The following is a 23,746-nucleotide window of genomic DNA, read 5'->3' on the forward strand; positions in this document are numbered from 1 at the left end:
GGAGATCGCAGACATGAAGGTTGCGGTTCTCGGCGGCGGACCAGCCGGCCTCTACTTTGCCATTTCGATGAAGCTGAGGGACGCCGCGCACGATGTGACGGTGTTCGAGCGCAACCGCGCCGACGACACGTTCGGCTGGGGCGTCGTGCTTTCGGCCGAGACGCTCGACAATCTGTCGAAAAACGACCCGGTCAGCGCCGTCTGGATCAAGAAGCACTTTGCCTACTGGGACGACATCGCCGTCATCCATGACGGCGTGCGCACGGTCTCGTCAGGGCACGGTTTCTGCGGCATCGGCCGCAAGCGGCTGCTGGTCCTGCTGCAGCGCCGGGCGCGCGAACTCGGCGTCAAGCTGATGTTCGAGACCGACATTGCAGATCCCAAGCCCTACATGGAGACGCATGATCTGGTCGTCGCGGCCGACGGCCTGAACTCCAGGGCGCGCAACAGTTTCGTCGACATCTTCAAGCCCGACATCGACACTCGCAAATGCAAGTTCGTCTGGCTCGGCACCAACCAGAAGTTCGACGACGCCTTCACCTTTATCTTCGAGAAGACCGAGCATGGCTGGGTGTGGGCGCACGCCTACCAGTTCGACAGCGACACCGCGACCTTCATCGTCGAGTGCAGCGAACAGACCTGGACTGCCTTCGGCTTCGGCGCGATGTCGCAGCAGGAATCGATCGCCGTCTGCGAGCGGATCTTCGCCAGGCACCTCGGCGGCCACGCATTGATGACCAATGCCAACCACATCCGTGGTTCGGCCTGGATAAATTTTCCGCGCGTTCTGTGCGAGCGCTGGTCCTACAAGAATCTGGCGCTGATGGGCGATGCGGCGGCGTCAGCGCATTTCTCGATCGGTTCCGGCACCAAACTCGCATTGGAGAGTGCGGTTGCGCTGGCCGAGTATGTCGAAACCGAGCCGGACCTCGAGGCTGCCTTCCGCAAATATGAGGATGCCCGCCGCACCGAGGTGCTGAAGTTGCAATCGGCGGCGCGCAATTCGCTCGAATGGTTCGAAGAGGTCGAGCGCTATCTCGGCCTCGATCCGGTGCAGTTCAATTATTCGCTTTTGACCCGCTCGCAGCGCATCAGCCACGAGAATCTGCGGATGCGCGATGCCGAATGGCTGGGCGGAGCGGAGGAATGGTTTCAGCGCCAGGCGGGCGCCGGCGGCAACAGCTTGCGCCGCGCACCGATGTTCGCGCCGTTCAAGCTGCGCGACATGAAGCTGCAGAACCGGGTCGTCGTCTCGCCGATGGCGCAGTACAAGGCCGTCGACGGCTGTCCGACCGACTGGCATTTCACCCATTATGCCGAGCGGGCCAAGGGCGGCGCAGGGCTCATCTATATCGAGATGACCTGCGTCAGCCCGGAGGGGCGGATCACGCCCGGTTGTCCGGGATTCTATGCGCCCGAGCATGAGGTGGCGTGGAAGCGGCTGGTCGACTTCGTCCACACCGAAACCGAGGCGAAGATCTGCGCCCAGATCGGCCATTCCGGCGCCAAGGGCTCGACCCGGCTCGGCTGGGAGGGCACCGACGTGCCGTTGATCTCAGGCAACTGGCCTGTGGTGGCGGCCTCGGCCGTCGCGTGGTCGCCTGGGAATCAGGTGCCGAAGGCGATGGACCGCGCCGACATGGACAAAGTGCGCGACGAATTCGTCGCCTCGGCCGAGATGGCCGATCGCTGCGGCTTCGACATGCTCGAGATCCACGCCGCGCATGGCTATCTGCTGTCGTCCTTCATCACGCCGGTCACCAACCGGCGCACGGATGACTATGGCGGTTCGCTGGAAAACCGTATGGGCTATCCCCTCGAAATCTTCCGAGCGGTGCGCGCCGCCTGGCCGGCGGAGAAGCCGATTTCGATCCGGATTTCGGCCAATGACTGGGTCGGCATCGAGGGCGTGACGCCGGCCGATGCGGTCGAGATCGCCCGGCTGCTGCATGAGGCCGGCGTCGACATCTGTGACGTCTCGGCAGGCCAGACCTCGGCACTGGCAAAGCCGGTCTACGGCCGCATGTTCCAGACGCCGTTTTCCGACCGCATCCGCAACGAGGTCGGCATGGCGACGATGGCGGTCGGCAACATCTACGAGCCGGACCATGTCAATTCGATCCTGATGGCCGGCCGCGCCGACCTGGTGGCACTGGCACGGCCGCATCTCGCCGACCCCTACTGGACGCTGCATGCCGCGGTCACGCTCGGCGACCGTGGCGTGAAATGGCCCGATCCCTATCTGCCCGGACGCGACCAGCTCTACCGGCTGGCCGAGCGCGACGCGGCAGCGGGGCTGAAAGTATGAGTGCCGTCTCGACGATCTCCGGCAAACATGCGCTGGTCACTGGCGGTGGGTCCGGTGTCGGCCGGGCAATCGCGCTGGCGCTGGCGGGTGCCGGCATCGACGTGACCATATGCGGCCGCCGGGAGGCGGAGCTCGCCAAGGTGGCCGGCGAAAGCAAAGGCATTTTCGGCATCGCCGCCGATGTCACCGATGAGGCGGCAATGGCGTCGCTTTACGAGGCGGCGCAAGCCGCGCGCGGACCCTTCGACATCGTCGTCGCCAATGCCGGCATGTCCGGCAGCGCGCCGGCGCACAAAACCGCGCTCAGCGACTGGCAGCGGACGCTCGACGTCAATTTGACCGGTGCCTTCCTGACCGTGAAGCCGGCGCTGGCCGGGATGGCCGCGCGCAAGGCGGGGCGGATCGTCTTCATCGCCTCCACGGCCGGACTGAAAGGCTACGCCTATGTCGCGCCTTACGTCGCCGCCAAACATGGCGTCGTCGGCCTGATGCGGGCTCTTGCCGCCGAAACGGCGAAATCGGGCGTCACCGTCAACGCGGTGTGCCCGGGCTTTGTCGAAACCGAAATGCTGGAAGACTCCATCCAGCGCATCATCGAGAAGACCGGCCGCTCGGTCGAGCAGGCACGGTCGAGCCTTGCCTCGACCAATCCGCAAGGCCGCTTCATCCAGCCGGATGAGGTTGCCGCCGCCGTGCTGTGGCTCTGTGGCGACGCCGCCCAGTCGATCACCGGACAGGCGATTTCCATTTCAGGAGGCGAAACATGGTAGCCGGCCCCCTGCCCGCGCCGTCGGGACCCGGCAAGGACCGCTTGCGTCTGTGGATCAGGCTGCTGCGTGCCTCGCGCACGATCGAGGCCGAGCTGCGCGAGCGCCTGAAGAAGGACTTCAACACGACGCTGCCGCGCTTCGACGTGATGGCCGCCCTCTATCGCGCGCCGGAAGGCATGCTGATGAGCGACCTGTCGCGCTTCCTGCTGGTCTCCAACGGCAATGTCACGGGCATCGTCGACCGGCTCGTGTCGGAAGGACTTGTAGCCCGCGCGCGACGCAATGGCGATCGCCGCACGTCGATGGTGCGGCTGACCGAGGAAGGCACGCAGGCCTTCGCCACCATCGCCGCGGCGCATGAAGGCTGGATCGGCGAATTGCTGGGCAAGGTCAGCGAGGACGACGCGCGCCGGCTGACCGGCATGCTGACCTCGTTCCGCAGCAACTGGGAGGGACGCGAATGACCGAAATGGCCGGACGCAAGCCGAAGCATTTCCTCTGGGAGGTCGAAGGCAGGATCGCAAAGGTCCGGCTCGACCGGCCTGAGCGCAAGAACCCGCTGACCTTCGACAGCTATGCCGAACTGCGCGACACGTTCCGTGGCCTCGTCTATGCCGACGATGTCGACGCCGTGGTGTTCCTCTCCAATGGCGGCAATTTCTGCTCCGGCGGCGATGTCCACGACATCATCGGCCCGCTGGTCAAGATGGACATGAAGCAGCTTCTCGCCTTCACCCGAATGACCGGCGATTTCGTGAAGGCGATGCTGAATTGCGGCAAGCCGATCATCGCGGCCGTCGATGGCGTCGCGGTCGGCGCCGGCGCCATTATCGCGATGAGTTCCGATATCCGCATCGCCACGCCGGAAGCCAAGACCGCATTCCTGTTCACCCGCGTCGGCCTTGCCGGCTGCGACATGGGCGCCTGCGCGATCCTGCCGCGCATCATCGGCCAGGGCCGCGCCGCCGAACTGCTCTACACCGGCCGCACCATGACGGCTGATGAAGGCGAGCGCTGGGGGTTTTACAACAGACTGGTCGATGCCGCATCGCTGGAGGCCGACGCGCTCGACATGGCGGCGCGCATCGTCTCCGGCCCGACCTTCGCCCACGGCATCACCAAGACGCAGCTCAACCAGGAATGGTCGATGGGTCTCGACCAGGCGATCGAAGCGGAAGCGCAGGCGCAAGCGATCTGCATGCAGACCCGCGACTTCGAGCGCGCCTACAAGGCGTTCGTGGCCAAGGAAAAGCCGGTGTTCGAGGGGGATTGAGGATGAGCGGTTTGCGCCCAGGCACCCCCCTCTGCCCTGCCGGGCATCTCCCCCGCAAGGGGGGAGATCAGCGGTTTCGTTGGCAGCGCCCATACTGCAATTTTGGAGATTGGCGAAAGCCAAAACAACGTCCGATCTCCCCCTTTGCGGGGGAGATGCCCGGCAGGGCAGAGGGGGGTGTGAAGGATCGCTGCGCGGAAGGAGGCACCCATGCCTGACCGCTCCTTCCTCTCCTGGCCGTTCTTCGAAGACCGCCATCGCGAGTGGGCCGAACAACTCGACGCATGGTGCGCTAAAAACCTGCCGGTCGATCACCATGATGTCGACGCCGCCTGCCGCGAGCTGGTCAGCAAGCTCGGGCGAGACGGCTGGCTGAAGCCGACGGCGCTCGACACGGACAATCCTGGCCCCCTCGACGTCCGCACTTTGTGCATCACGCGCGAGACACTCGCCCGTCATGACGGGCTGGCCGATTTCGCCTTCGCCATGCAAGGGCTCGGCACCGGCGCGCTCAGCCTGTTCGGTACGCCGCACCAGCAGCAATGGCTTTCGAAGACGCGCGCCGGCAAGGCGATATCAGCCTTCGCCCTGTCGGAACCACGATCGGGGTCGGATGTCGCCAACACGGAAATGACGGCGACCCGCGACGGCGACAGCTATGTTCTTTCCGGTGAAAAAACCTGGATCTCCAATGGCGGCATCGCCGACCTCTATGTCGTCTTTGCCCGCACCGGCGAGGCGCCGGGCGCCAAGGGGCTTTCCGCCTTCCTCGTGCCTGGCGACGCCAGGGGCCTTGGCATCGCCGAACGGCTGGAAGTAATCGCGCCGCATCCGCTGGCGCGGCTGTCTTTCGACCAGGTCCGCCTTCCCGCCTCTGCGCTGATCGGCAAACCGGGCGATGGCTTCCGCATCGCCATGTCGGTGCTCGACGTGTTCCGTTCGACCGTCGGCGCGGCGGCGCTTGGCTTTGCCCGCCGCGCACTGGACGAGAGCATCAAACGCGTGGCGGAGCGCAAACTGTTCGGCGCCCCGATGGCCGAATTGCAGATGGTGCAGGGGCATATCGCCGATATGGCGCTCGACGTCGATGCGGCGGCGCTTCTGGTCTACCGCGCTGCGTGGACCAAGGACATGGGTGCCGCGCGGGTCACACGCGAGGCGGCGATGGCCAAGCTGTTTGCCACCGACAAGGCGCAAGAGGTGATCGACAAGGCTGTGCAACTGCATGGCGGCGACGGTGTCCGCAAGGGCCACATCATCGAAAGCCTGTATCGCGAGATCCCCGCGCTGCGCATCTATGAAGGTGCCTCCGACGTGCAGAAAGTGGTGATTGCACGGCAAGTGATGGGCGCGGCCTGACGGCAGAGATTTTGACGAGCGTTCGATTTTGAAAATTGGGTTTTGGAATACCGGGAGGTTTTGAATGCACAGGATTCTGCAGCCCGAAGGCTGGGCAAAACCTGTCGGCTACGCCAATGGCGTCGCGGCACGCGGGCAGCTCGTCTTCGTCGGCGGACAGGTCGGCTGGAACGGGCAATGCCAGTTCGAGACCGACGATTTTGTAGGCCAGGTGCGGCAAACGCTTCAGAACATCGTCGCGGTGCTGGCGGAAGCCGGTGCCGGGCCGCAGCACATCACCTCGATGACCTGGTATTTCACCGACAAGGCCGAATACCTCGCCAATCTCAGGGGCATCGGTGAGGCCTATCGCGAGGTGATCGGCCGGCATTTTCCGGCGATGGCCGCCATGCAGGTGGTGGCGCTGGTCGAGGACCGCGCCAAGGTGGAGATCCAGGCGACTGCGGTCATCCCGGAATAGGGAATTCGTTCGTCCGGAGTAAACGCCCATTACTTCCTCATCCACGGGCGAAGCAAGGAGCGAAGCGACGCGGCGCAGACCCGAGGATCCATGCCGGGACTCCAAAGCGTCACCACGGTCCAGAATTCTGCACCGCTGCACTCCACGGCCGAAGTCGCGGCATGGATCCCAGGGTCTCCGCGACGGGAGCTGCGCTCCTGCTTCGCCCAGGGATGACGACGTTGGGGAGGCTTCGGCTAATTCCGAATATCCGCGATGATCCACCGCAACTGATCACCACTACTATGCGCGAAGCCCCGCCTTCCGCAAAATCGGCAGCACGTGATCGCAGAAATAGGGCAACTCCCTGGTGTAATTGACGAAGGACAGCGCGATGCCCTGGTAGCCATGCCCGGCAATGGCGACCATGTCGGCGGCGATCGTTTCCGGCGTTCCGATCAGCGGGTAGGTGCCGGCGCCGCCGGCGAAACGCTGCCGGTAGCGGTCATAGGCGTGCGGGTCGTGCGACTGCGAGAATTCCTTCTTGCCGGCCATGTGGGCATCGACGGCGTCGTGGTCGGCCATATGGACCGCATAGCGCGTGTAATATGCCCGCGCCTCTTCCATCGTCGGGCGGCAGACGACATGCGCCACGGTGTAGACGCCGACATCACGGCCCACCTTGTCTGCCCGCTCGCTGATGTCGGCGACATGTTTGCCGGCATCGCCCATTTCGGAAAAGGTCGTGAACAGATAGTCGCATCTCGCGGCGGCGAAATCGCGGCCGGGCCCGCCGAAAGCGGCGTTCATGGTCACCGGGCGCGGCACCTGCAGACTGGCCGGACGGCTGACGGCTTCCTTGAGGCGGTAGTAGGTGCCCTCATAGTCGAGCGGGTCGGGCGAGGCATAAAGCTTTTCGAGGATTTCGATCCATTCGGCCGCCTGGTCGTAGCCCTTCTCGACCAGAGGCGTGCCGAACATGCCGAATTCCTTCGGGTTCCAGCCGCAGACGATGTTCAAGCCCGCGCGGCCCTGGCTGATATGGTCGACCGTCGCCAGCGCCTTGGCGGCATAGAGCGGATGCACCAGCGGCACATGCACCGTCATGAACAGGCCGATCTGCTCGGTGGCCATGGCAAGCGCCGCCGCCCAGGTGAAGGTCTCGAACGACCATTCCCGCACCTTGTTGCGGCCGCCAAAACCGCGCCAGCGGGCGATCGGCAGCATGAACTCCAGCCCGGCACGGTCGGCGATCTGGGCTGCGGTCAGATTGTCCTGCCAGCTTGCCGTCCAGCGTTCAGGCACATCGGTTATGGCCAGCCCGCCATCGGCATTGGTCGAAAAGACCCCCAGCTTCAATCTGTTCGGGCCGTGCAAGGGGTGTGGTTTGTTCATGTCGCGACCTCCCGGCGAGAGAGCACACGCTAGGCCCGCGCGGAGATATTTCAAGCCTGAAATAGCTTCGCGTCGCCATCGCTCGCGGGTATCGGTTCCAGCGGGCCGCACCGTGTCGGCCACGCAACGGACACCGCAGCTTTTTAAGCTTAAAACTTTCGCCTTGAAAAGCGCCGCACTTTGGATAAGCATTCCAGAGTCGATGGCGATTGCCGTGCCGGACGGGCTTGCCGGCCAGTCCATCGTGCAGACCAGTCCATCGTGCCGGCCAGTCCATCGTGGGTGCTCCGGGTGGGAGTCTCAGTTCTTGTCGTTCATACTGCCCCAGTCATCATCCAATGCGCGCCATGCCTTCAATGAAGTGCGCGCGCAGATACGCGATCTGCAACACAAAACGTCGCTAACCATGACCGCATGGTCGCTGCCATGAATTGACGTCCTGCGTGAAGCGGGGCGGCAAAAAACCGTGCGGGAGCAACCCGCCCGATCAACAACAGAGGGAACACAAATGAGCTTCACGCGCCGCAAATTGCTTCTTCTTGCCGCCGCCGTCGGCATCGCCGCCGGCCCCGCCACCGCCTATGCCGCCGATGTGCTCAATGTCGGCGCCTATCCGACCAACCCGCCCTTCGAATTCAAGAACGAGAGCGGCACCTTCGAAGGCTTTGAAGTCGACATCATCAACGAAGCCGCCAAGCGCATCGGCATGACCACCGACATCGCCGATCTCGGCTTCCAGGCGCTGTTTGCCGCCACCACGTCGAAGCGCATCGACGTCGCCATCTCGTCGATCACCATCACGGCCGAGCGGCTGAAGTCGCAGTCGTTCACGCAGCCCTATTATGATTCCGACATGGGCATTGCCACCAAGGCCGACAGCCCAATCAAGGCCGAGGCCGACCTCAAGGGCAAGATCGTCGGCGTGCTGTCGGGCTCGACCGGCGAGACCTGGGTCAAGGCGCATCAGGAAGCCGACGGCTTCAGCGACGTGAAGGGTTATGACACGCAGCAGAACCTGCTGCTCGACCTTAGCGCCGGCCGCGTCGACGCCGCCGTCAGCGACATTCCGGGCATGGAATATTCCTTCACCAAGATGAAGGATCTGGTCGTCAAGGAGCGCATCAAGACCGGCGAACAGTACGGCCTGATGATGACCAAGGACCATCCGCTGCTCGGCAAGCTGAACGACGCGCTGAGCGCGATGAAGAAGGACGGCACGCTGGCCGCCATCCACAAGAAGTGGTTCGGCAGCGACGCGCCCGCCGACTCTTCGACCATGAAGGAAATGCCGCTGCCGAAGGCCTGAGCTGAAAGCTGCGCTGACATCGTGCCGGCTTTCCAGGCCGGCACGATTCATTTCATGCGCCAGCGCCGGCTTCCGCGCAGACCGTCTCGCCGTTGGCGAGGTCGATTGGTTTTAACCTGAGCATCCTTGCTCTCGGGTTCGGGAACGCTCCCATGTCGCTGCTGGATACCTTCTTCAATCCCGATGTCATCATGTCCAGCCTGCCGGCGTTGCTGCGCGGCTTCCTGAACACGCTGCTGCTCGGCATCTTGAGCATCGGCATCGGCATCCCGATCGGCCTGGTGATCAGCCTGGTGAGGCTTTACGCGCCGAAGCCGCTGCGGTGGCTTGCGGTCGGCTACACCGACATCTTCCGCGCCCTGCCGGTGCTGGTCGTGCTGATCCTGATCTACTATGCACTGCCGTTCCTCGGCATACGCCTGTCGTCCTGGGCCTCCGCCGTGACTGCTTTCGCCTTCATCATGTCGGCCTACTCGGCGGAGGTGTTCCGCTCCGGCATCGAGAGCATCCCGCGCGGCCAGTTCGAGGCGTCGCAGGCGCTTGGCCTGCCGTTCCTGCTGACCTTGCGCAAGGTGGTGCTGCCGCAAGCGATCCGCGTCGTCATCCCGCCGATGACCAGCAACTGCGTCTCGATGTTCAAGGACACTTCGCTCGCCTCCACCGTGGCGCTGCCGGAACTCTTGAAGGAAGCGACCAACGCGCAGTCGCTCTACGCCAACCCCTCGCCGCTGATCGGCGCAGCGCTTGTCTACCTCATCTTCCTTTGGCCGATGGTCCGCCTCGTCAGCCTGCTTGAAGAGCGCTTCAAGACCGAAAAGAAGCGCTGACCTCCACTACCTGATCCCCGCTCAAGTCCTTTGCAGGAGCCTACCCGTGAACAAGCATCAAACCGACAATGCAAACGCCACCGCGTTCCCCGTCGACGCCATCCGCGCCATGTTTCCAGCCTTGCAGCGGGCTGGCGACTTCATCTTTTTGGACAACGCCGCCGGCGCGCAGATCCCGCAAAGCGTGCTCGACGCGGTGACCAACCATCTGGTTTCGCACAATGTGCAGCGCGGCGGCCGCTATGGCCGCAGCGTCACCGTCGACCAGTCGGTCGCCGATGCTCGGACAAGCGTAGCGCTGCTCATCAACGCCTATAGCCCGGCGGAAATCTGCTTCGGCATGAACGCCACCTCGTTCATCCGCCTGGTCAGCCTCGGTATCGGTCAGATGCTTCAGGAGCGTGACGAGATCGTCATCACCGACATGGACCACGACGCCAACATCGCGACCTGGCTGGCGCTGGAATCCGCCGGTGCGAAATTCAAATGGTGGCGGATGCGCGAGGACGGTAATCTGCATGTCGACGATCTGCGCCCGCTGGTTTCCGACCGCACCCGTCTCGTCGCCTGCACGGTCACCGCGCACTCGATCGGCTCGATCGTCGATGTCGCCGCGGTGGCCAAGATCGCGCACGCGGCCGGCGCCGAAGTGTTCCTCGACTGCGTGCATTACGGACCGCACGGGCTGATCGACGTGCAGGCTTGGGACTGCGACTATCTCGTCTGCTCCGGCTACAAGAATTTCTCGCCGCATATGGGCTTCCTCTGGGGTCGTTTCGAAACGCTGAAACGGCTGCCGACCTTCCGCGAGGATTTCATCCCCAACGAGCCGCCCTACAAGGTCGAGGCAGGCACGTTCATCTACGAGAACGTCTCCGGCATGGATGCCGCCGTGCAGTACCTGGAACTGATCGGCCGCAATCTCGCACCCTCCAACAACCGCTCGCGGCGCGACAACATCGTTGCCGGCATGGGCGCCATCCGCGACTACGAATTGGTGCTGGCGCGCGAGATGCTTGCGGTGCTGAAAGGTTGCGGCGCGACCATCTATGGCGTCGCAGACGAGGCCCGCATCACCGAACGCGTGCCGACGTTCTGCTTCAACATCGGCACACTGTCGCCGCAGCGGATCGTCGAAGAGATGGCCGAGATGCAGATCGGCATCCGCGACGGCCACATGTATGCGCCGCGGCTGATGAAGCGCCTCAACCTATCGATGGACAGCGGCGCCATCCGCGCCTCACTGGTCCACTACAACACAGTCGAGGAAGTCCGGCGCTTCAGCGAAGCGCTACGCAGCATCATCGCCAAGCTGTCCTGAGCGAGCTGAATTGCTACGGCCTGACGCCGCGGCGTCAGGCGGCTTTCTTCTTCGCTAGCCTCGCCTTGATCGAGGCGACGTCGGCGCGCGGGGTCGCCGCGAACAGCGTCCTGGTGTAGCTGTGCTTGGGGTCGGCGAAGACCTCGTCGCGCGAGCCGTATTCGACCGCTTCGCCGAAATACATCACCATCACATCGTCGGCGATGTAGCGCACCACGGACAGATCGTGGCTGATGAAGACATAGGTCAGCTGGAACTCGTCCTGCAGGTCGGCGAGCAGGTTGAGCACCTGTGCCTGCACGGAAAGATCGAGCGCCGAGACCGGCTCGTCCAGCACCAGCAGGCTTGGGTTGAGCATCAGCGCACGGGCAATGGCAATGCGCTGGCGCTGGCCGCCCGAGAACATGTGCGGGTAGCGGTTGTAGTGCTCGTGACCGAGGCCGACCTTCTTCAGCATCTTCATCGCCAGGTCGCGCCGCTCGGCCGCCGGCTTGTCGGTGTTGATCAGCAGGGGCTCGCCCAGCACGTCGCCGATCTTCTGGCGCGGATTGAGCGATCCATAGGGGTTCTGGAAGACGATCTGCACCTTGCGGCGCATCTCTTTGGTCAATCCGCCCTTGGCGATGTCGACCTTGTTGCCGTCGATGAACAGGTCGCCTGACGTCGCCGGATCGATCAGCGTGATGATGCGGGCGAGCGTGGACTTGCCGCAGCCGCTTTCGCCGACGATGGCCAGCGTCTTGCCCTTGTCGACCTTGAACGAGACGCCCTTGACCGCGTGCACTGTGCGCGGCCCGGTGAACAGGCCACCACCGATATGGTAGTCGCGGACGATGTTCTTGCCTTCGAGGACCGTGGTGCTCATCAGGCGGCTCCAACTGCCGAAGGCGCCGGCTCGAACATCATGTCGGAAACGGTAGGCAGCCGGTCGCCGACGGCGTTCTCCGGCAGCGCCGACAAAAGCGCCCGCGTGTAATTGCTCTTCGGCGATTCAAACAGCGACAGCACGTCGGCCTCTTCCATCTTGCGGCCCTTGTACTGGACGATGACACGGTCGGCGGTCTCGGCCACCACGCCCATATTGTGGGTGATCATGATCAGGCCCATACCGTATTTGGCCTGCAGCGAAACCAGCAGATCGAGGATCTGCTTCTGGATGGTGACGTCGAGCGCCGTCGTCGGCTCGTCGGCGATCAGCAGCTTCGGATTGCAGGCGATGGCGATGGCGATCATGACGCGCTGGCATTGGCCGCCCGACATCTGGTGCGGAAACGAGCTAAGCCGTTCTTCCGGATCGGCGATGCCGACCAGCTTCATCAACTCGATGGCCCGCGCGCGCCGCTGAGCGCGATCCATACCCATATGGAAGCGCAGCACCTCCTCGATCTGGAAGCCGACGGTGAAGCACGGATTGAGGCTGGCGATCGGCTCCTGGAAGATCATCGAGATGTCCTTGCCGACGATCTTGCGGCGTTCGGACGGGCTGAGCTTCAGGAGATCGACGCCGTCGAAGGCCATGCGGTCTGCCTTGACGGTTGCCGTGTTGGGCAACAGGCCCATCACTGCGAGCATCGCCACAGACTTGCCGGAACCGGACTCGCCGACGATCGCCAGCACTTCGCGCGGCTCGATCGAGAGGTCGATGCCTTGCACGGCCATGAACGGTCCGGCCGCGGTGTCGAAGGAAACGGTGAGGTTCTTGATCTCGAGCAGAGGCATGCTCACGACCTCTTCAGCTTGGGGTCGAGCGCGTCGCGCAGGCCGTCGCCGATCAGGTTGATGGCGAAGACGGTGATCAGGATGGCGAGACCCGGGAAAGTAACCACCCACCAGGCACGCAGGATGAACTCGCGCGCTTCGGCCAGCATCGTTCCCCATTCCGGCGTCGGCGGCTGCGCGCCCATGCCGAGGAAGCCAAGGGCGGCTGCCTCGAGAATGGCGTTGGAGAAGGACAGCGTCGCCTGCACGATCAGCGGCGCGATGCAGTTGGGCAGGATGGTGACCAGCATCAGCCTGAGATGGCTGGCCCCGGCGACCTTGGCCGAGACGACATATTCGCGGGTCTTCTCGGCCATCACGGCGGCGCGGGTGAGCCGGGCGAAATGCGGCTGCAGCACGAAGGCGATGGCGATCATGGCGTTGACGAGGCCAGGGCCGAGAACCGCGACCAGCACCAGGGCCAGCAGCAGCGACGGGAAGGCCAGGATGATGTCCATGATGCGCATGATCAGCGTGTCGACCCAGCCGCGGCAGTACCCGGCGAGCAGGCCGAGAATGACGCCTGAGATCAGCGCTGACGTGACGACGACGAAGCCGATGGCGAGCGAGAACCGCGAGCCGTAGATCAGCCGCGACAGCATATCGCGGCCGACAGCGTCGGTGCCGAGCAGGAACTGCGCGTTGCCGCCTTCCTGCCAAGCCGGCGGCGTCAGGAAGAAATCGCGGAACTGATCGTCTGGCGAATGGGGCGCCAGCAGCGGCGCGAAGATGGCGATCAGGATCAGCAGCGCAAAGACAAAGAGCCCGATCACCGCGCCCTTGTTGACGGAGAAGTAATGCCAGAACTCGCCGAACATCTGCAGCCTGGCGTCCTGCGGCTTGACGACGGTCGCGGCTTCGATGGTGGCTGGGCCTTCATTGCTCATGTCAGTTGGCCCGGATGCGTGGGTTGATGACGGCGTAGAGCACGTCGACGATGAGGTTGACCGACATGACGATCAGCGCGATCAAAAGCAACCCGCCCTGCACGGTGAAATAGTCGCGCTTGGAAATGGCGTCGATCATCCATTTGCCGATGCCGGGCCAGGAGAAGATGCTCTCGGTCAGGATGGCGCCGGTCAAAAGCGTGCCGACCTGCAGACCGATGGTGGTGACGACCGGGATCAGCGCGTTGCGGAAGGCATGCAGGCCGATGACGCGGCGTGGCGCCAGGCCCTTGGCGCGCGCGGTGCGGACATAGTCCTCACCCAGCACTTCGAGCATCGCCGAGCGCGTCTGCCTGGCGATGACTGCGAGCGGGATAGTGCCGAGCACGATCGTGGGCAGGACGAGGTGCGACAGTGCCGAGCGGAATGCGCCCTTCTGCCCCGAGATCAGCGAATCGATGGTCATGAAGCCGGTCACCGGCTTGAAGAAATAGAGAAGGTCGATGCGGCCGGAAACCGGCGTCCAGTGCAGCGTGCCGGAGAAGACGATGATCAGCAGCAGGCCCCACCAGAAGATCGGCATGGAATAGCCAGCCAGCGCCGTGCCCATCGTCAGCTGATCGAACCAGGAGCCGCGGCGGATGGCGGCGAAGATGCCGGCGGCGACACCCAGGACAACGGCAAAGATCATGGCGAAGATGGCGAGTTCGACCGTTGCCGGGAAGCGCACCAGGAAATCCTTGAGCACCGGCGTCTTGGTTGAAAACGAGGTGCCGAAATCGCCGCTCAGGACATTCGTCAGATAGGTCAAATATTGTTGCCAAATCGGCAGATCGAAACCGAACTGGTGCATCAGCGCCGTGTGGCGTTCGGGCGACAGGCCGCGTTCGCCCGCAAGCACCAGCACGGGATCACCGGGCAGGATGCGCACGAAGCCAAAGGCGAGGATGGTTATCCCGATGAAGGTCGGGATGATGAGGGCGAGCTTGCCGAGGATATAACGCAGCATGGCGGGCGAGTGGGGGCGTCACCACATGGTGGCGCCCCCGTTTCGCAACCTTATTCGGCGATATCGACGCCGTCGAAGCGGTGGATACCGAGCGGATCCATCGCAAAGCCGGTGACGGTCTTCTGCATCGGCATGAACACCTTGGAGTGAGCGAGCGTCGCCCAGGGTGCCTGTTCCTTGAAGATGACCTGTGCCTGTTCATAGAGCTTGGTGCGCTCGGCCTGGTCCGAAACGGTCTTGGCCTTGTTGATGAGCGCATCGAAGTCCTTGTTGCACCATTCCGCGCGGTTGTTCGAACCGACGGAAGCGCAGCTCAGGAGCACGCCGAGGAAGTTGTCCGGATCGCCGTTGTCGCCGGTCCAGCCGACGATGACGGCGCCGTCGTGATCGACCGCGGAAGCGCGCTTGAGGTATTCACCCCAATCGTAGCTGACGATCTCGACGGTGACGCCGACCTTGGCGAAATCCGCCTGGATCAGTTCGGCGGTGCGACGCGCATTCGGCATATACGGGCGCGACACCGGCATGGCCCACACGTTCATCTTGAGGTCCTTGACGCCGGCCTCTTCAAGCAGCTTCTTGGCTGCATCCGGATCGTAAGGATCGTCCTTCACTTCCTTGTTGTAGGACCACATGGTCGGCGGGATCGGATTGATCGCCACCTGGCCGGCGCCCTGGAAGACGGCGTCGATGATGGCCTTCTTGTTGATGGCCATGTTGAGCGCCTTGCGGACGCGCACATCGTCGAACGGCTTCTGCTGTGTGTTGTACATCAGCGCGCCGACATTGAGGCCTTCCTGCTCCTCGACCTTCAGGTTCGCATCGGCCTGCAGGCCGGCGATGTCGGCCGGTGCCGGGTACGACATGATGTTGCATTCGCCGGCCTTGAGCTTCTGCGCGCGCACCGCCGGATCGGTGGTGATGGCGAAGACCAGATCGTCGATCTTCTGCTTGCCGCCCCAATAGTCCGGGTTGGCCTTGTAGCGGATGGCGGCGTCGGTCTGGTAGTCGACGAAGATGAACGGGCCGGTGCCGATCGGCTTCTGGTTGAACAGCTCAGGCGTCTTGTCGGCCTGCAGCTTGTCGGCATATTCCTTGGAGACGACCGAGGCGAAATCCATGCCCAGCGTCGGAATGAAGGTGATCGCCGGCTCCTTGAGGGTGAACTTCACCGTCAGGTCATCGACCTTCTCGACCTTGGTGATGTTGTCGCCGAACTGGTCATTGTAATACTGGTAGGCAATGCCCGGAATGTACTGGAACCAGGGGCCGTTCTTGTCGACCTGACGTTCGAACGAGAACACCACGTCGTCGGCGTTGAAGTCGCGCGTCGGGGTGAAATAGTCGGTTGCGGCGAACTTGACGCCCTTGCGCAGCTTGAAGACATATTCCTTGCCATCGTCGGAGATCGTCCAGCTCTCGGCCAGGCCCGGCGAGGTCGTCGTCTTGCCGTGATCGAATTCGACAAGGCGGTTGAAGACGGTGCGCGATGACGCGTCGAACGTCTGGCCTGCGGTATACGGCGCCGGATCGAAACCTTCCGGCGAAGCTTCCGCGCAGTAGACCAGAGTTTTCGCATTGGCCATGCCGCCCAGGACGCTTGCAGCCAGCAACGCGGCTGCAAAAGTCAGCTTCTTATTCATTGAGCACTCCCTGATGTTCTTCCAAGCCCCTCTATCAGGCTCGCGAAGCGCGCATATAAGCACCGTTTTTCCGGCTTTGGAACACCCCGTTTGCTTACCCCGCGGGAAGCAGGAAAAAAATCCGCTATTCTGCCAAATTGCAGAAAAAATTAGCAGTTTCTTCCATTCACGAGATTATTAACAACCGAATTTTTTTATTGATCGCCAAGCTGACGATATAAATGTTCCCGGCGCTTCCGAGCGGCCGAGGGATGCGCCAGGACACCCCCTGGGAGCGCTGGCGGCGGCAAATACTTTCGACGGCAAAACTTTCGCCATGTTGCCGCAAGGGCAAGACTTGCACGGTCACCAACGGAGGCAATACATAGGGTGTAGCGGCCGCAGCGGAGGGCGTCCTTGTCAATTCAGGGGCGAGCGCGGCGCGGATGAACAAGACTTGTCCAGGGAGGAACGGTTGGCAAAAGCATCAAGGACGACGGCGCCGGTGAAAGCGGGAGCCAAGGCGCCGTCGAAAGCAGCCGGTACTGCCAAGCCGAAAGCACCCGTTTCCAAAGCCGCCACGCCGAAGGCGGCCGCGGCGCCCGTAAGGGCAAGCACAAGGCCAGTGGTGAAAGCCCCGGCCAAGGCCGCGGCCGGAAAGACGGCGTCGGGAAATAAAGCGGGTGCGGCAAAGCCCGCTGCCAGGCCGGCGTCGAAGGCCGCCGCGGCGATGAAGACCCCACCGGCGGCAAAGCCGGCCGACACCACCGCCAACCGATTGCCGAAAGCGTTGACGGCGCTGGCCGCCGGCTTGCCGGAAAAGCCGTGGCTCAAGAGCTATCCGAAAAACGTGCAGGCCGAGATCGGTGCCCTGCCCTACAGCTCGATCGGCGATTTCCTCGTCGCCGCCTGCAAGCAGTTTTCCGCGCAGCCGGCCTTCACCTGCATGGACAAGTCCATCAGCTACACCGATGTCGAGCGGCTGTCGGCGGCCTTCGGCGCCTACCTGCAATCGAAAGGCCTGCAGAAAGGCGCGCGCGTCGCGCTGATGATGCCGAACGTGCTGCAATATCCGGTGGCGATGATGGCGATCTTGCGAGCGGGTTATGTGGCGGTGAACATCAATCCGCTCTACACGCCGCGCGAGCTCGAACACCAGTTGAAGGATTCCGGTGCGCAAGCCATCGTCATCCTGGAAAACTTCGCCAACACCTTGCAGGCGGTGATCGCCAGGACCGCGGTCAAGCATGTGGTGGTCGCCGCGATGGGCGACATGCTTGGCGGCCTGAAGGGCACGATCGTCAATTTCGTCGTGCGCCGCGTGAAGAAGATGGTGCCGGCATGGTCCTTGCCCGGCCATGTCAAGTTCAATGCCGCCATGAAGGCCGGCGCCGGCATGGGCTTCAAGCCGGCCAAGGTGGAAGCCGACGATGTCGCCTTCCTGCAATATACGGGCGGCACCACGGGCGTGTCGAAGGGCGCCACACTGCTGCACAGAAACGTGCTCGCCAACGTCGCGCAGAACGCGCAGTGGATGGAGGATGCCTACACGATCAAGCCGAAACCGGCGCACCCCAACTTCATCTGCGCGCTGCCGCTCTATCATATTTTCGCGCTAACGGTGAACGCGCTGATGGGCATGCAGCAAGGCGCCCGCAATGTGCTCATTCCCAACCCGCGCGACATTCCAGGCTTCGTCAAGGAATTGCAGAAATATCCGGTGCACATCTTTCCCGGCCTCAACACGCTGTTCAACGCGTTGCTCAACAACGAGGATTTCCGCAAGCTCGACTTCAAACCGCTGGTGCTGACGCTTGGCGGCGGCATGGCGGTGCAGAAGGGCGTCGCCGAGCGCTGGAAGACGCTGACCGGTTGTTCGGTCACCGAAGGCTACGGCCTCTCGGAAACCTCACCGGTGGCCACCGCCAACAAGTTCACCGCCGGCGACTTCACCGGCACCATCGGCTTGCCGCTGCCCTCGACCGAGATCGCCATCCGCGACGACGACGGCAACAATTTGCCGCTCGGCGAGGTCGGCGAGGTCTGCATCCGAGGACCGCAAGTGATGACGGGCTACTGGAACCGGCCCGATGAGACCGCCAAGGTGATGACCAAGGATGGCTACTTCAAATCCGGCGACATGGGCTTCATGGACGAGCGCGGCTACACCAAGATCGTCGACCGCAAGAAGGACATGATCCTGGTTTCGGGCTTCAATGTCTATCCGAACGAGCTCGAGGAAGTCGTGGCGATGCATCCGGGCGTGCTCGAAGTGGCGGCGGTCGGCGTGCCGGACGAGCATTCGGGCGAGGTGCCGAAACTGTTCGTGGTCAAGAAGGATCCGGCGCTGACCGCGGAGACGCTCACCGCCTTCTGCCGCGAGAACCTGACCGGCTACAAGCGGCCCAAATACATAGAATTCAGGACCGAGTTGCCGAAGACGCCGGTCGGCAAGATCCTGCGGCGAGCACTGCGCGAATGATTGCAGCCGGCGGCGCGGAGGCCGTAAATGCACCTTGCCGTCCTGACCCGGCAGAATTCATCAGAACGAACATGCGCCTCGCCCCGGTGCCGTCGGTGCCTGAGATCCAGCTTTATACACCGCATCCGGCCAGTGGCCTGAGACGGCTCATAGATCCGCACCAAAGCGCTGGCGACGATGACGACACGATCGAGGCGGACAACGATGGACCCGAGCCGCAGCCGCCTTACTGGGCTTATGTGTGGGCCGGCGGCGCGGTGATTGCGCGCCACATACTGGATCATCCGCAAACGGTAGCCGGCCGCCGCGTGCTCGACCTCGGCGCCGGTTCGGGTCTTGTCGGCATTGCCGCCGCCAAGGCTGGGGCACGCGAAGTCATCGCCGCAGAGATCGACCGCAACGGCGTTGCCGCGCTCGCTCTAAACGCGGCGGCCAACGGTGTCGCCATCACCGTGATCGGAGACGACATCACCAGGGGTCCGCCGCCGGCCGTCGACCTCGTGCTTGCAGGCGATGTCTTCTACAGCCAAGGCGTCGCCGACCGCGTCATGCCTTTTTTCGAACGCTGCCTGAATGCCGGCATCGAGGTCCTGGTCGGCGATCCTAGCCGCGCCTATCTGCCACGATCACGGCTGCGCCTGCTCGCCGAACATAAGGTGCCGGATTTCGGCCAGGCGAAAGACAGCGCGCTGCAGCCAAGCGGCGTCTTTCGCTTCGAAGGCTGACGAGGCGGCCGCGTCTACCGACGGGATCAGATCGTCTCCTTGACCCGTGCCGAGAGGAAATCGGGCAGATCGGCAACCGAATCAAGAACAATGTCGGCAATCCCGGCCAGCGATTCGCGGGTGCCGGTGCCGGAGAGCACGCCGACCGCCAGCCCGCAGCCGCCGGCCCGCGCCATTTCGAGATCATGGCGGTTGTCGCCGACCATGGCGATCTCCGCCGGCTTCAGCCCAGTGAGATCGCTGAAGGCCAGGATGGTGTCGGGCGCCGGCTTCGGATTGGCCACCGCGTCGTAGCCATAGGCCGCGTCGAACAATTGGGCGACGCCGAGCGTGACAAGCGTCTTTTCCGCGCCGCTGGTCGAATCGTTGGTGGCGACGCCAAGCCGGTAGGACTTCCTGTGCAGTGCCGTCAGCGTGTCGACGATGCCCGGCAGCGCCACGGCCATCGCCGAGCCTTGCACCGAGGTGATCTCGTTGAAGCGGGCGACCGCCAGCATCTGGTCCTCGTTGGACAGGCGCGGAAACCACAATTCGACGACGTCGAGATTGGTGCCGGAGGCAAATATCGAGTCAGGCTTAAAGCGCTTGTTGGCGAAATCGAAGCCGGCGGCGGCCAGCAGCCTGTCGGCTTTCCAGCGATCGCCTTCGGACGCATCCATGGCCATGAAGTCGGCAACGCCGAGCCAGGTGGCGTTGAAGTCGACAAGCGTGCCGTCCTTGTCGAACAATATTCCCTTGATGTCTGCCAAGCTTTTCACTCCGAGCCACGCAAATGGTGGATGAATCCCACGAGGCCAGCGGTCGATGCGTCCCGCTTGGCGGCACTTTCCTTGCCCTCCACGACAGGCAGAAGGCCGGTGGCCAGTTCCTTGCCGAGTTCGACGCCCCACTGGTCGAAGGAGTTGATGTTGAACAGCGTGCCCTCGACGAAGACGCGGTGCTCGTAGAGCGCGATCAGCCGGCCGAAGGTTCGCGGGTCGAGTTTGCGGTAGAGGATGGTGACCGAGGGGCGATTGCCGGAGAAGACGCGGTGCGGGGCTATCTTGTCGACCTCGGCCGGCTTCATGCCCTTGGCCAGCATCTGGGCGCGGGCTTCGTCCAGCGTGCGGCCCTTCATCAGCGCTTCCGACTGCGCCAGGCAGTTGGCGAGCAGCAGATCGTGCTGATGCTTGAGATCGGGCTCGTGGCCGACGGCGGCGGCGAGGAACTCGACCGGGATGAAATCGGTGCCCTGGTGCAGCAGCTGGAAGAAGGCATGCTGGCCGTTGGTGCCGGGCTCACCCCAGACCAGCGGTCCGGTCGGCGTCGTCACCTCTGTGCCTTCGAGGGTGACGCTCTTGCCGTTCGATTCCATGTCGAGCTGCTGCAGATATGCCGGCAGCCTGGACAGGCGCTGGTCGTAAGGGATGACGGCGCGCGCCGGGTAACCGCAGATCACGCGATGCCACCAGCCGACCAATCCAAGCAGCGCCGGCAGGTTCTCCTGCACCGGCGCGGTGCGGAAATGCTCGTCCATCTCATGCGCGCCGTCGAGGAAGGCGCGAAAATTCCGCGGGCCGACAGCGATCATCACCGGCAGGCCGATGGCGCCCCAGAGCGAATAGCGGCCGCCGACCCAGTCCCAGAAGCCGAAGACGCGATCGGGCGCGATGCCGAACTTGGCGACCAGATCGAGCGCGGTGGACACGGCGGCGAAGTGCTTGCCGACCGCTTCCTTGCCGAGCGCCTTCTGCACCCAATCGCGCGCCGTCTGCGCATTGGTCATCGTCTCGACGGTGGTGAAGGTCTTGGAAGCGATGACGAAAAGCGTGGTCTCGGCGGACAGCCCCTTCAGCGTGTCGTGGATATGGGCGCCATCGATGTTGGAGACGTAGTGGGCGCGCGGCCCGTCATGATAGGGCGCCAGCGCCAGCGTCGCCATGGCCGGGCCGAGATCGGAACCGCCGATGCCGATGTTGACGATGTCAATGATCTTCTTGCCGGTGGCGCCGGCCGCCTTGCCCGAGCGCACGGCATCGGCAAAGGCGCCCATGGCGTCGAGCACGGCGATGACGTCGGCCTTGACGTCCTGGCCATCGACGGTGACGCCCTTGCCGGTCAGGTTGCGCAGCGCCGTGTGCAGCACGGCACGGTCCTCGGTGACGTTGATCTTCTTGCCGGCGAACATGGCGGCGCGACGACCTTCGAGATCGGCGGCCAGGGCGAGCTTTTCCAGCAGTTCCATGGCGGTCGCATCGACCGCGCATTTCGACCAGTCGAGCAGCAGATCGCCATCGGTGGCGGAGAATTCCACGAACCGCTTGGGATCGGCGGCGAAGGCCTGGCGCATGCTGGCGGGCGCTGCCGCGCGGTGATCGCGCAAGGCGGCGAGCTGTTTTTGAAAGGACGATTGATCCACTGCCAAACTCCGAGACCTCGAGCCATCATTACGGACCGGATGTTTCCGGCGCGTGTCGTCGCGACAATCTATCGGGCCGAACTCCACCCGTTTCAATGCGCAGCGATGACGCACGGAGTCACGCAGCTATGCCGCGGCGCAGCATCAAAATGGCGTGAAGGATCACTGGCATAAATCCCAACGATCAGAAAAATTGATTGGCGCAACCCCTTGTGCCACGGTTACGTTCGGCTGGTCCAGCCAAACGAAAAAGGCTGGCCATCGAGGAAATCTCCCATGCCACAGCGAAACGACACGGCGATATGGTCCGGCCTGTTCCGGATTTCGGCTGAATCCGGCCAAACCCTTCAGGCGCAGATCCGCCAGGCCATCGTAGCCGCCATTCTCGACCGCCAGATCGCCGCTTCGATGCCGCTTCCTTCCTGCCGGATCCTGGCCGAAAAACTCGGCGTGGCGCGCGGAACCGTGGTGCTGGCGTTCCAGCAGCTCGTCGACCAGGGTTTCCTGGTGGCGCGCGAGCGGCGTGGCCATTTCGTCAATCCCGATGTGCTGGCGACGCCCGCCAAGCCGCACCAGAAGGCGCCCGACCAGGCCAACGAGATCGACTGGAAGGCACGCCGCAAGATCTTCGCCAGCGACATGCCGCCGCCGGCCAAGCACGAGAACTGGATCAAGTCGTCCTACCCCTTCGTCTACGGCCAGTTCGATCCGGCGCTGTTCCCGACCGCCGAATGGCGCGAGTGCAACCGCATGGCGCTGGCGGTGTTGGAAATCCGCAACTGGGCGTCAGACATGGTCGACCGTGACGATCCGCTGCTGATCGAGCAAATCCAGGCGCGGCTCCTGCCCCGGCGCGGCATCTTCGCCAATCCCGACGAGATCATCGTCACGCTGGGCGCCCAGAACGCGCTCTACATGCTTGCGACGCTGCTGATGTCCAAAGGCTCCAAGGTGGCGATGGAGGACCCCGGCTACCCCGACGCCCGCTCGATCTTCCGCCTTGCGGGCGCGGAGATACAGCCGGTGCCGGTCGACCAGTCCGGCATCGTAACCGCTTCTATTCCCAATGATTCCGGCTTCGTCTTCGTCACGCCAAGCCATCATTGCCCGACCATGGTGCCGCTGTCGGCGGAACGGCGGCAGGATCTTCTGGCGCGCGCCAACCGCTACAACCAAATCATCATCGAGGACGGCTATGACAGCCAGCTTCTCGACGAGGCACCGCAGCAGGCACTGAAGAGCCTCGATCGCTCCGGCCGCGTGGTCTATGTCGGCTCGATGTCCAAGACGCTGGCTCCGGGCCTGCGGCTCGGCTACATCGTGGCGTCCGCCGGACTCATCGCGGAACTCAGGGCGCTGCGCCGCTTCATGCTGCGTCATCCGCCGGCGAACAATCAGCGCGCCGTCGCACTGTTCCTGTCGCTCGGCCACCACGAGGCGCTGGTGCGGCGGCTGTCTTCAGCCTTCGACGAGCGGCGCAAGCGGCTGGTCCATGCGATTTCCGCCTTCCTGCCGGAATGGCGCTCGACCGATTCGGCCGGCGGCACGTCGCTGTGGCTCGAAGGGCCGCGCGGTACCGATTCGCGCGGCCTGGCCGAGGCCGCGGCCTCGCGCAGCGTCATCATCGAGCCAGGCGACCGTTTCTTCGATCGCACTGAAAAGCCTTCGCGTTTCATGCGGCTGGGCATCTCGTCGATCGCACTGCAGCACATCGAGCCAGGCATCCGCGAACTGGCCACGGCCGCCGGACGCAGACCCGCGGCCGCCTGATCCATCGTCGATCTCTCGTGCCGGAGCCGCTCGCAGCGGCTCCGGTATTTTAGTTCTGGCACATGGAACTGGGCCAGCTGGACCATAGGATGGGCCA

The 23,746-nt window shown here is 63.6% G+C and carries 20 protein-coding genes; 12 read left to right on the top strand and 8 right to left on the bottom strand.

Going from position 1 to position 23,746, the window contains the following annotated elements:
- Positions 1-13: 13 nt before the first annotated feature.
- The 6 genes from NKK51_RS02520 to NKK51_RS02545 all read left to right on the top strand — a co-directional run bounded on the left by NKK51_RS02520 (position 14) and on the right by NKK51_RS02545 (position 6,170).
- On the top strand, positions 14-2,308 hold the full coding sequence (locus tag NKK51_RS02520) for a bifunctional salicylyl-CoA 5-hydroxylase/oxidoreductase (protein ID WP_352551023.1): 2,295 nt from the start codon (positions 14-16) through the stop codon (positions 2,306-2,308).
- Positions 2,305-3,078, top strand: coding sequence for an SDR family NAD(P)-dependent oxidoreductase (locus NKK51_RS02525; protein ID WP_352551025.1), 774 nt, complete (start codon positions 2,305-2,307; stop codon positions 3,076-3,078). Before NKK51_RS02520 ends, NKK51_RS02525 begins: the two co-directional genes overlap by 4 nt.
- Positions 3,072-3,542, top strand: a complete 471-nt coding sequence (locus NKK51_RS02530; RefSeq protein WP_027039644.1) for a MarR family winged helix-turn-helix transcriptional regulator — start codon at positions 3,072-3,074, stop codon at positions 3,540-3,542. The genes NKK51_RS02525 and NKK51_RS02530 overlap by 7 nt, the downstream gene beginning before the upstream one ends.
- Complete coding sequence (locus NKK51_RS02535) at positions 3,539-4,351, top strand: enoyl-CoA hydratase family protein (RefSeq protein ID WP_352551027.1); 813 nt, start codon at positions 3,539-3,541, stop codon at positions 4,349-4,351. The genes NKK51_RS02530 and NKK51_RS02535 overlap by 4 nt, the downstream gene beginning before the upstream one ends.
- Before the next feature lie 210 nt (positions 4,352-4,561).
- Positions 4,562-5,710: an acyl-CoA dehydrogenase family protein gene (locus NKK51_RS02540; protein WP_352551029.1), complete on the top strand. Its 1,149-nt coding sequence runs from the start codon at positions 4,562-4,564 to the stop codon at positions 5,708-5,710.
- Positions 5,711-5,774: 64 nt separating this feature from the next.
- Positions 5,775-6,170: a RidA family protein gene (locus NKK51_RS02545; protein ID WP_023811478.1), complete on the top strand. Its 396-nt coding sequence runs from the start codon at positions 5,775-5,777 to the stop codon at positions 6,168-6,170.
- A gap of 282 nt (positions 6,171-6,452) precedes the next feature.
- On the opposite strand, the gene NKK51_RS02550 is transcribed toward NKK51_RS02545, so the two are convergent.
- Positions 6,453-7,544: an LLM class flavin-dependent oxidoreductase gene (locus NKK51_RS02550; protein WP_023811479.1), complete on the bottom strand. Its 1,092-nt coding sequence runs from the start codon at positions 7,542-7,544 to the stop codon at positions 6,453-6,455.
- 508 nt (positions 7,545-8,052) lie between these two features.
- Between NKK51_RS02550 and NKK51_RS02555 the strand changes: the two genes are divergently transcribed.
- The 3 genes from NKK51_RS02555 to NKK51_RS02565 all read left to right on the top strand — a co-directional run bounded on the left by NKK51_RS02555 (position 8,053) and on the right by NKK51_RS02565 (position 10,998).
- Positions 8,053-8,850 carry an ABC transporter substrate-binding protein gene (locus NKK51_RS02555; protein WP_352551031.1) on the top strand — a complete coding sequence of 266 codons (798 nt, stop codon included), beginning with the start codon at positions 8,053-8,055 and terminating at the stop codon, positions 8,848-8,850.
- Positions 8,851-9,002: 152 nt separating this feature from the next.
- Positions 9,003-9,677, top strand: a complete 675-nt coding sequence (locus NKK51_RS02560) for an amino acid ABC transporter permease (protein ID WP_126067529.1) — start codon at positions 9,003-9,005, stop codon at positions 9,675-9,677.
- A 46-nt stretch (positions 9,678-9,723) separates the two neighbouring features.
- On the top strand, positions 9,724-10,998 hold the full coding sequence (locus NKK51_RS02565) for a cysteine desulfurase-like protein (protein WP_352551033.1): 1,275 nt from the start codon (positions 9,724-9,726) through the stop codon (positions 10,996-10,998).
- A 34-nt stretch (positions 10,999-11,032) separates the two neighbouring features.
- On the opposite strand, the gene NKK51_RS02570 is transcribed toward NKK51_RS02565, so the two are convergent.
- The 5 genes from NKK51_RS02570 to NKK51_RS02590 form a co-directional block, all read right to left on the bottom strand.
- A complete protein-coding gene (locus NKK51_RS02570) occupies positions 11,033-11,863 on the bottom strand; it encodes a dipeptide ABC transporter ATP-binding protein (protein WP_023811483.1) in 831 nt (276 codons plus the stop codon).
- Complete coding sequence (locus NKK51_RS02575; protein ID WP_023811484.1) at positions 11,863-12,717, bottom strand: ABC transporter ATP-binding protein; 855 nt, start codon at positions 12,715-12,717, stop codon at positions 11,863-11,865. Before NKK51_RS02575 ends, NKK51_RS02570 begins: the two co-directional genes overlap by 1 nt.
- 2 nt (positions 12,718-12,719) lie before the next feature.
- The gene (locus NKK51_RS02580; protein WP_224618710.1) at positions 12,720-13,574 is read right to left on the bottom strand and encodes an ABC transporter permease subunit; all 855 of its coding nucleotides are present in this window, start codon (positions 13,572-13,574) and stop codon (positions 12,720-12,722) included.
- A 70-nt stretch (positions 13,575-13,644) separates the two neighbouring features.
- Positions 13,645-14,652, bottom strand: a complete 1,008-nt coding sequence (locus NKK51_RS02585; RefSeq protein ID WP_352551034.1) for an ABC transporter permease subunit — start codon at positions 14,650-14,652, stop codon at positions 13,645-13,647.
- A 50-nt stretch (positions 14,653-14,702) separates the two neighbouring features.
- Positions 14,703-16,295: an ABC transporter substrate-binding protein gene (locus NKK51_RS02590; protein WP_027039653.1), complete on the bottom strand. Its 1,593-nt coding sequence runs from the start codon at positions 16,293-16,295 to the stop codon at positions 14,703-14,705.
- Between the two features lie 454 nt (positions 16,296-16,749).
- Here NKK51_RS02590 and NKK51_RS02595 point away from each other — a divergent pair, with 454 nt between their 5' ends.
- Both NKK51_RS02595 and NKK51_RS02600 read left to right on the top strand, forming a co-directional pair.
- A complete protein-coding gene (locus tag NKK51_RS02595; RefSeq protein WP_352551036.1) occupies positions 16,750-18,756 on the top strand; it encodes a long-chain fatty acid--CoA ligase in 2,007 nt (668 codons plus the stop codon).
- On the top strand, positions 18,753-19,481 hold the full coding sequence (locus tag NKK51_RS02600; protein ID WP_352551037.1) for a class I SAM-dependent methyltransferase: 729 nt from the start codon (positions 18,753-18,755) through the stop codon (positions 19,479-19,481). The genes NKK51_RS02595 and NKK51_RS02600 overlap by 4 nt, the downstream gene beginning before the upstream one ends.
- A 26-nt stretch (positions 19,482-19,507) precedes the next feature.
- Here NKK51_RS02600 and NKK51_RS02605 read toward each other — a convergent pair whose 3' ends face one another.
- Together NKK51_RS02605 and pgi are read right to left on the bottom strand one after the other, a co-directional pair.
- Positions 19,508-20,230, bottom strand: a complete 723-nt coding sequence (locus NKK51_RS02605) for an HAD family hydrolase (RefSeq protein ID WP_352551039.1) — start codon at positions 20,228-20,230, stop codon at positions 19,508-19,510.
- A 5-nt stretch (positions 20,231-20,235) separates the two neighbouring features.
- The gene (gene pgi, locus NKK51_RS02610; protein WP_502902436.1) at positions 20,236-21,885 is read right to left on the bottom strand and encodes a glucose-6-phosphate isomerase; all 1,650 of its coding nucleotides are present in this window, start codon (positions 21,883-21,885) and stop codon (positions 20,236-20,238) included.
- A gap of 270 nt (positions 21,886-22,155) precedes the next feature.
- Between pgi and pdxR the strand changes: the two genes are divergently transcribed.
- The gene (gene pdxR, locus NKK51_RS02615) at positions 22,156-23,649 is read left to right on the top strand and encodes a MocR-like pyridoxine biosynthesis transcription factor PdxR (protein ID WP_023811490.1); all 1,494 of its coding nucleotides are present in this window, start codon (positions 22,156-22,158) and stop codon (positions 23,647-23,649) included.
- Positions 23,650-23,746: the final 97 nt, after the last annotated feature.

The organism is Mesorhizobium sp. M0011, assembly GCF_040324155.1.
In the GTDB taxonomy this organism is placed as follows: domain Bacteria; phylum Pseudomonadota; class Alphaproteobacteria; order Rhizobiales; family Rhizobiaceae; genus Mesorhizobium.

Coding starts and splice junctions, on each gene's coding strand:
- NKK51_RS02535 (WP_352551027.1), top strand. CDS start 3,539: ATGACCGAAATGGCCGGACGCAAGCCGAAGCATTTCCTCTGGGAGGTC.
- NKK51_RS02555 (WP_352551031.1), top strand. CDS start 8,053: ATGAGCTTCACGCGCCGCAAATTGCTTCTTCTTGCCGCCGCCGTCGGC.
- NKK51_RS02600 (WP_352551037.1), top strand. CDS start 18,753: ATGATTGCAGCCGGCGGCGCGGAGGCCGTAAATGCACCTTGCCGTCCT.
- NKK51_RS02575 (WP_023811484.1), bottom strand. CDS start 12,717: ATGCCTCTGCTCGAGATCAAGAACCTCACCGTTTCCTTCGACACCGCG.
- NKK51_RS02520 (WP_352551023.1), top strand. CDS start 14: ATGAAGGTTGCGGTTCTCGGCGGCGGACCAGCCGGCCTCTACTTTGCC.
- NKK51_RS02545 (WP_023811478.1), top strand. CDS start 5,775: ATGCACAGGATTCTGCAGCCCGAAGGCTGGGCAAAACCTGTCGGCTAC.
- NKK51_RS02530 (WP_027039644.1), top strand. CDS start 3,072: ATGGTAGCCGGCCCCCTGCCCGCGCCGTCGGGACCCGGCAAGGACCGC.
- NKK51_RS02590 (WP_027039653.1), bottom strand. CDS start 16,295: ATGAATAAGAAGCTGACTTTTGCAGCCGCGTTGCTGGCTGCAAGCGTC.
- NKK51_RS02570 (WP_023811483.1), bottom strand. CDS start 11,863: ATGAGCACCACGGTCCTCGAAGGCAAGAACATCGTCCGCGACTACCAT.
- NKK51_RS02540 (WP_352551029.1), top strand. CDS start 4,562: ATGCCTGACCGCTCCTTCCTCTCCTGGCCGTTCTTCGAAGACCGCCAT.
- NKK51_RS02550 (WP_023811479.1), bottom strand. CDS start 7,544: ATGAACAAACCACACCCCTTGCACGGCCCGAACAGATTGAAGCTGGGG.
- NKK51_RS02585 (WP_352551034.1), bottom strand. CDS start 14,652: ATGCTGCGTTATATCCTCGGCAAGCTCGCCCTCATCATCCCGACCTTC.
- NKK51_RS02560 (WP_126067529.1), top strand. CDS start 9,003: ATGTCGCTGCTGGATACCTTCTTCAATCCCGATGTCATCATGTCCAGC.
- pdxR (WP_023811490.1), top strand. CDS start 22,156: ATGCCACAGCGAAACGACACGGCGATATGGTCCGGCCTGTTCCGGATT.
- NKK51_RS02580 (WP_224618710.1), bottom strand. CDS start 13,574: ATGTTCGGCGAGTTCTGGCATTACTTCTCCGTCAACAAGGGCGCGGTG.
- NKK51_RS02525 (WP_352551025.1), top strand. CDS start 2,305: ATGAGTGCCGTCTCGACGATCTCCGGCAAACATGCGCTGGTCACTGGC.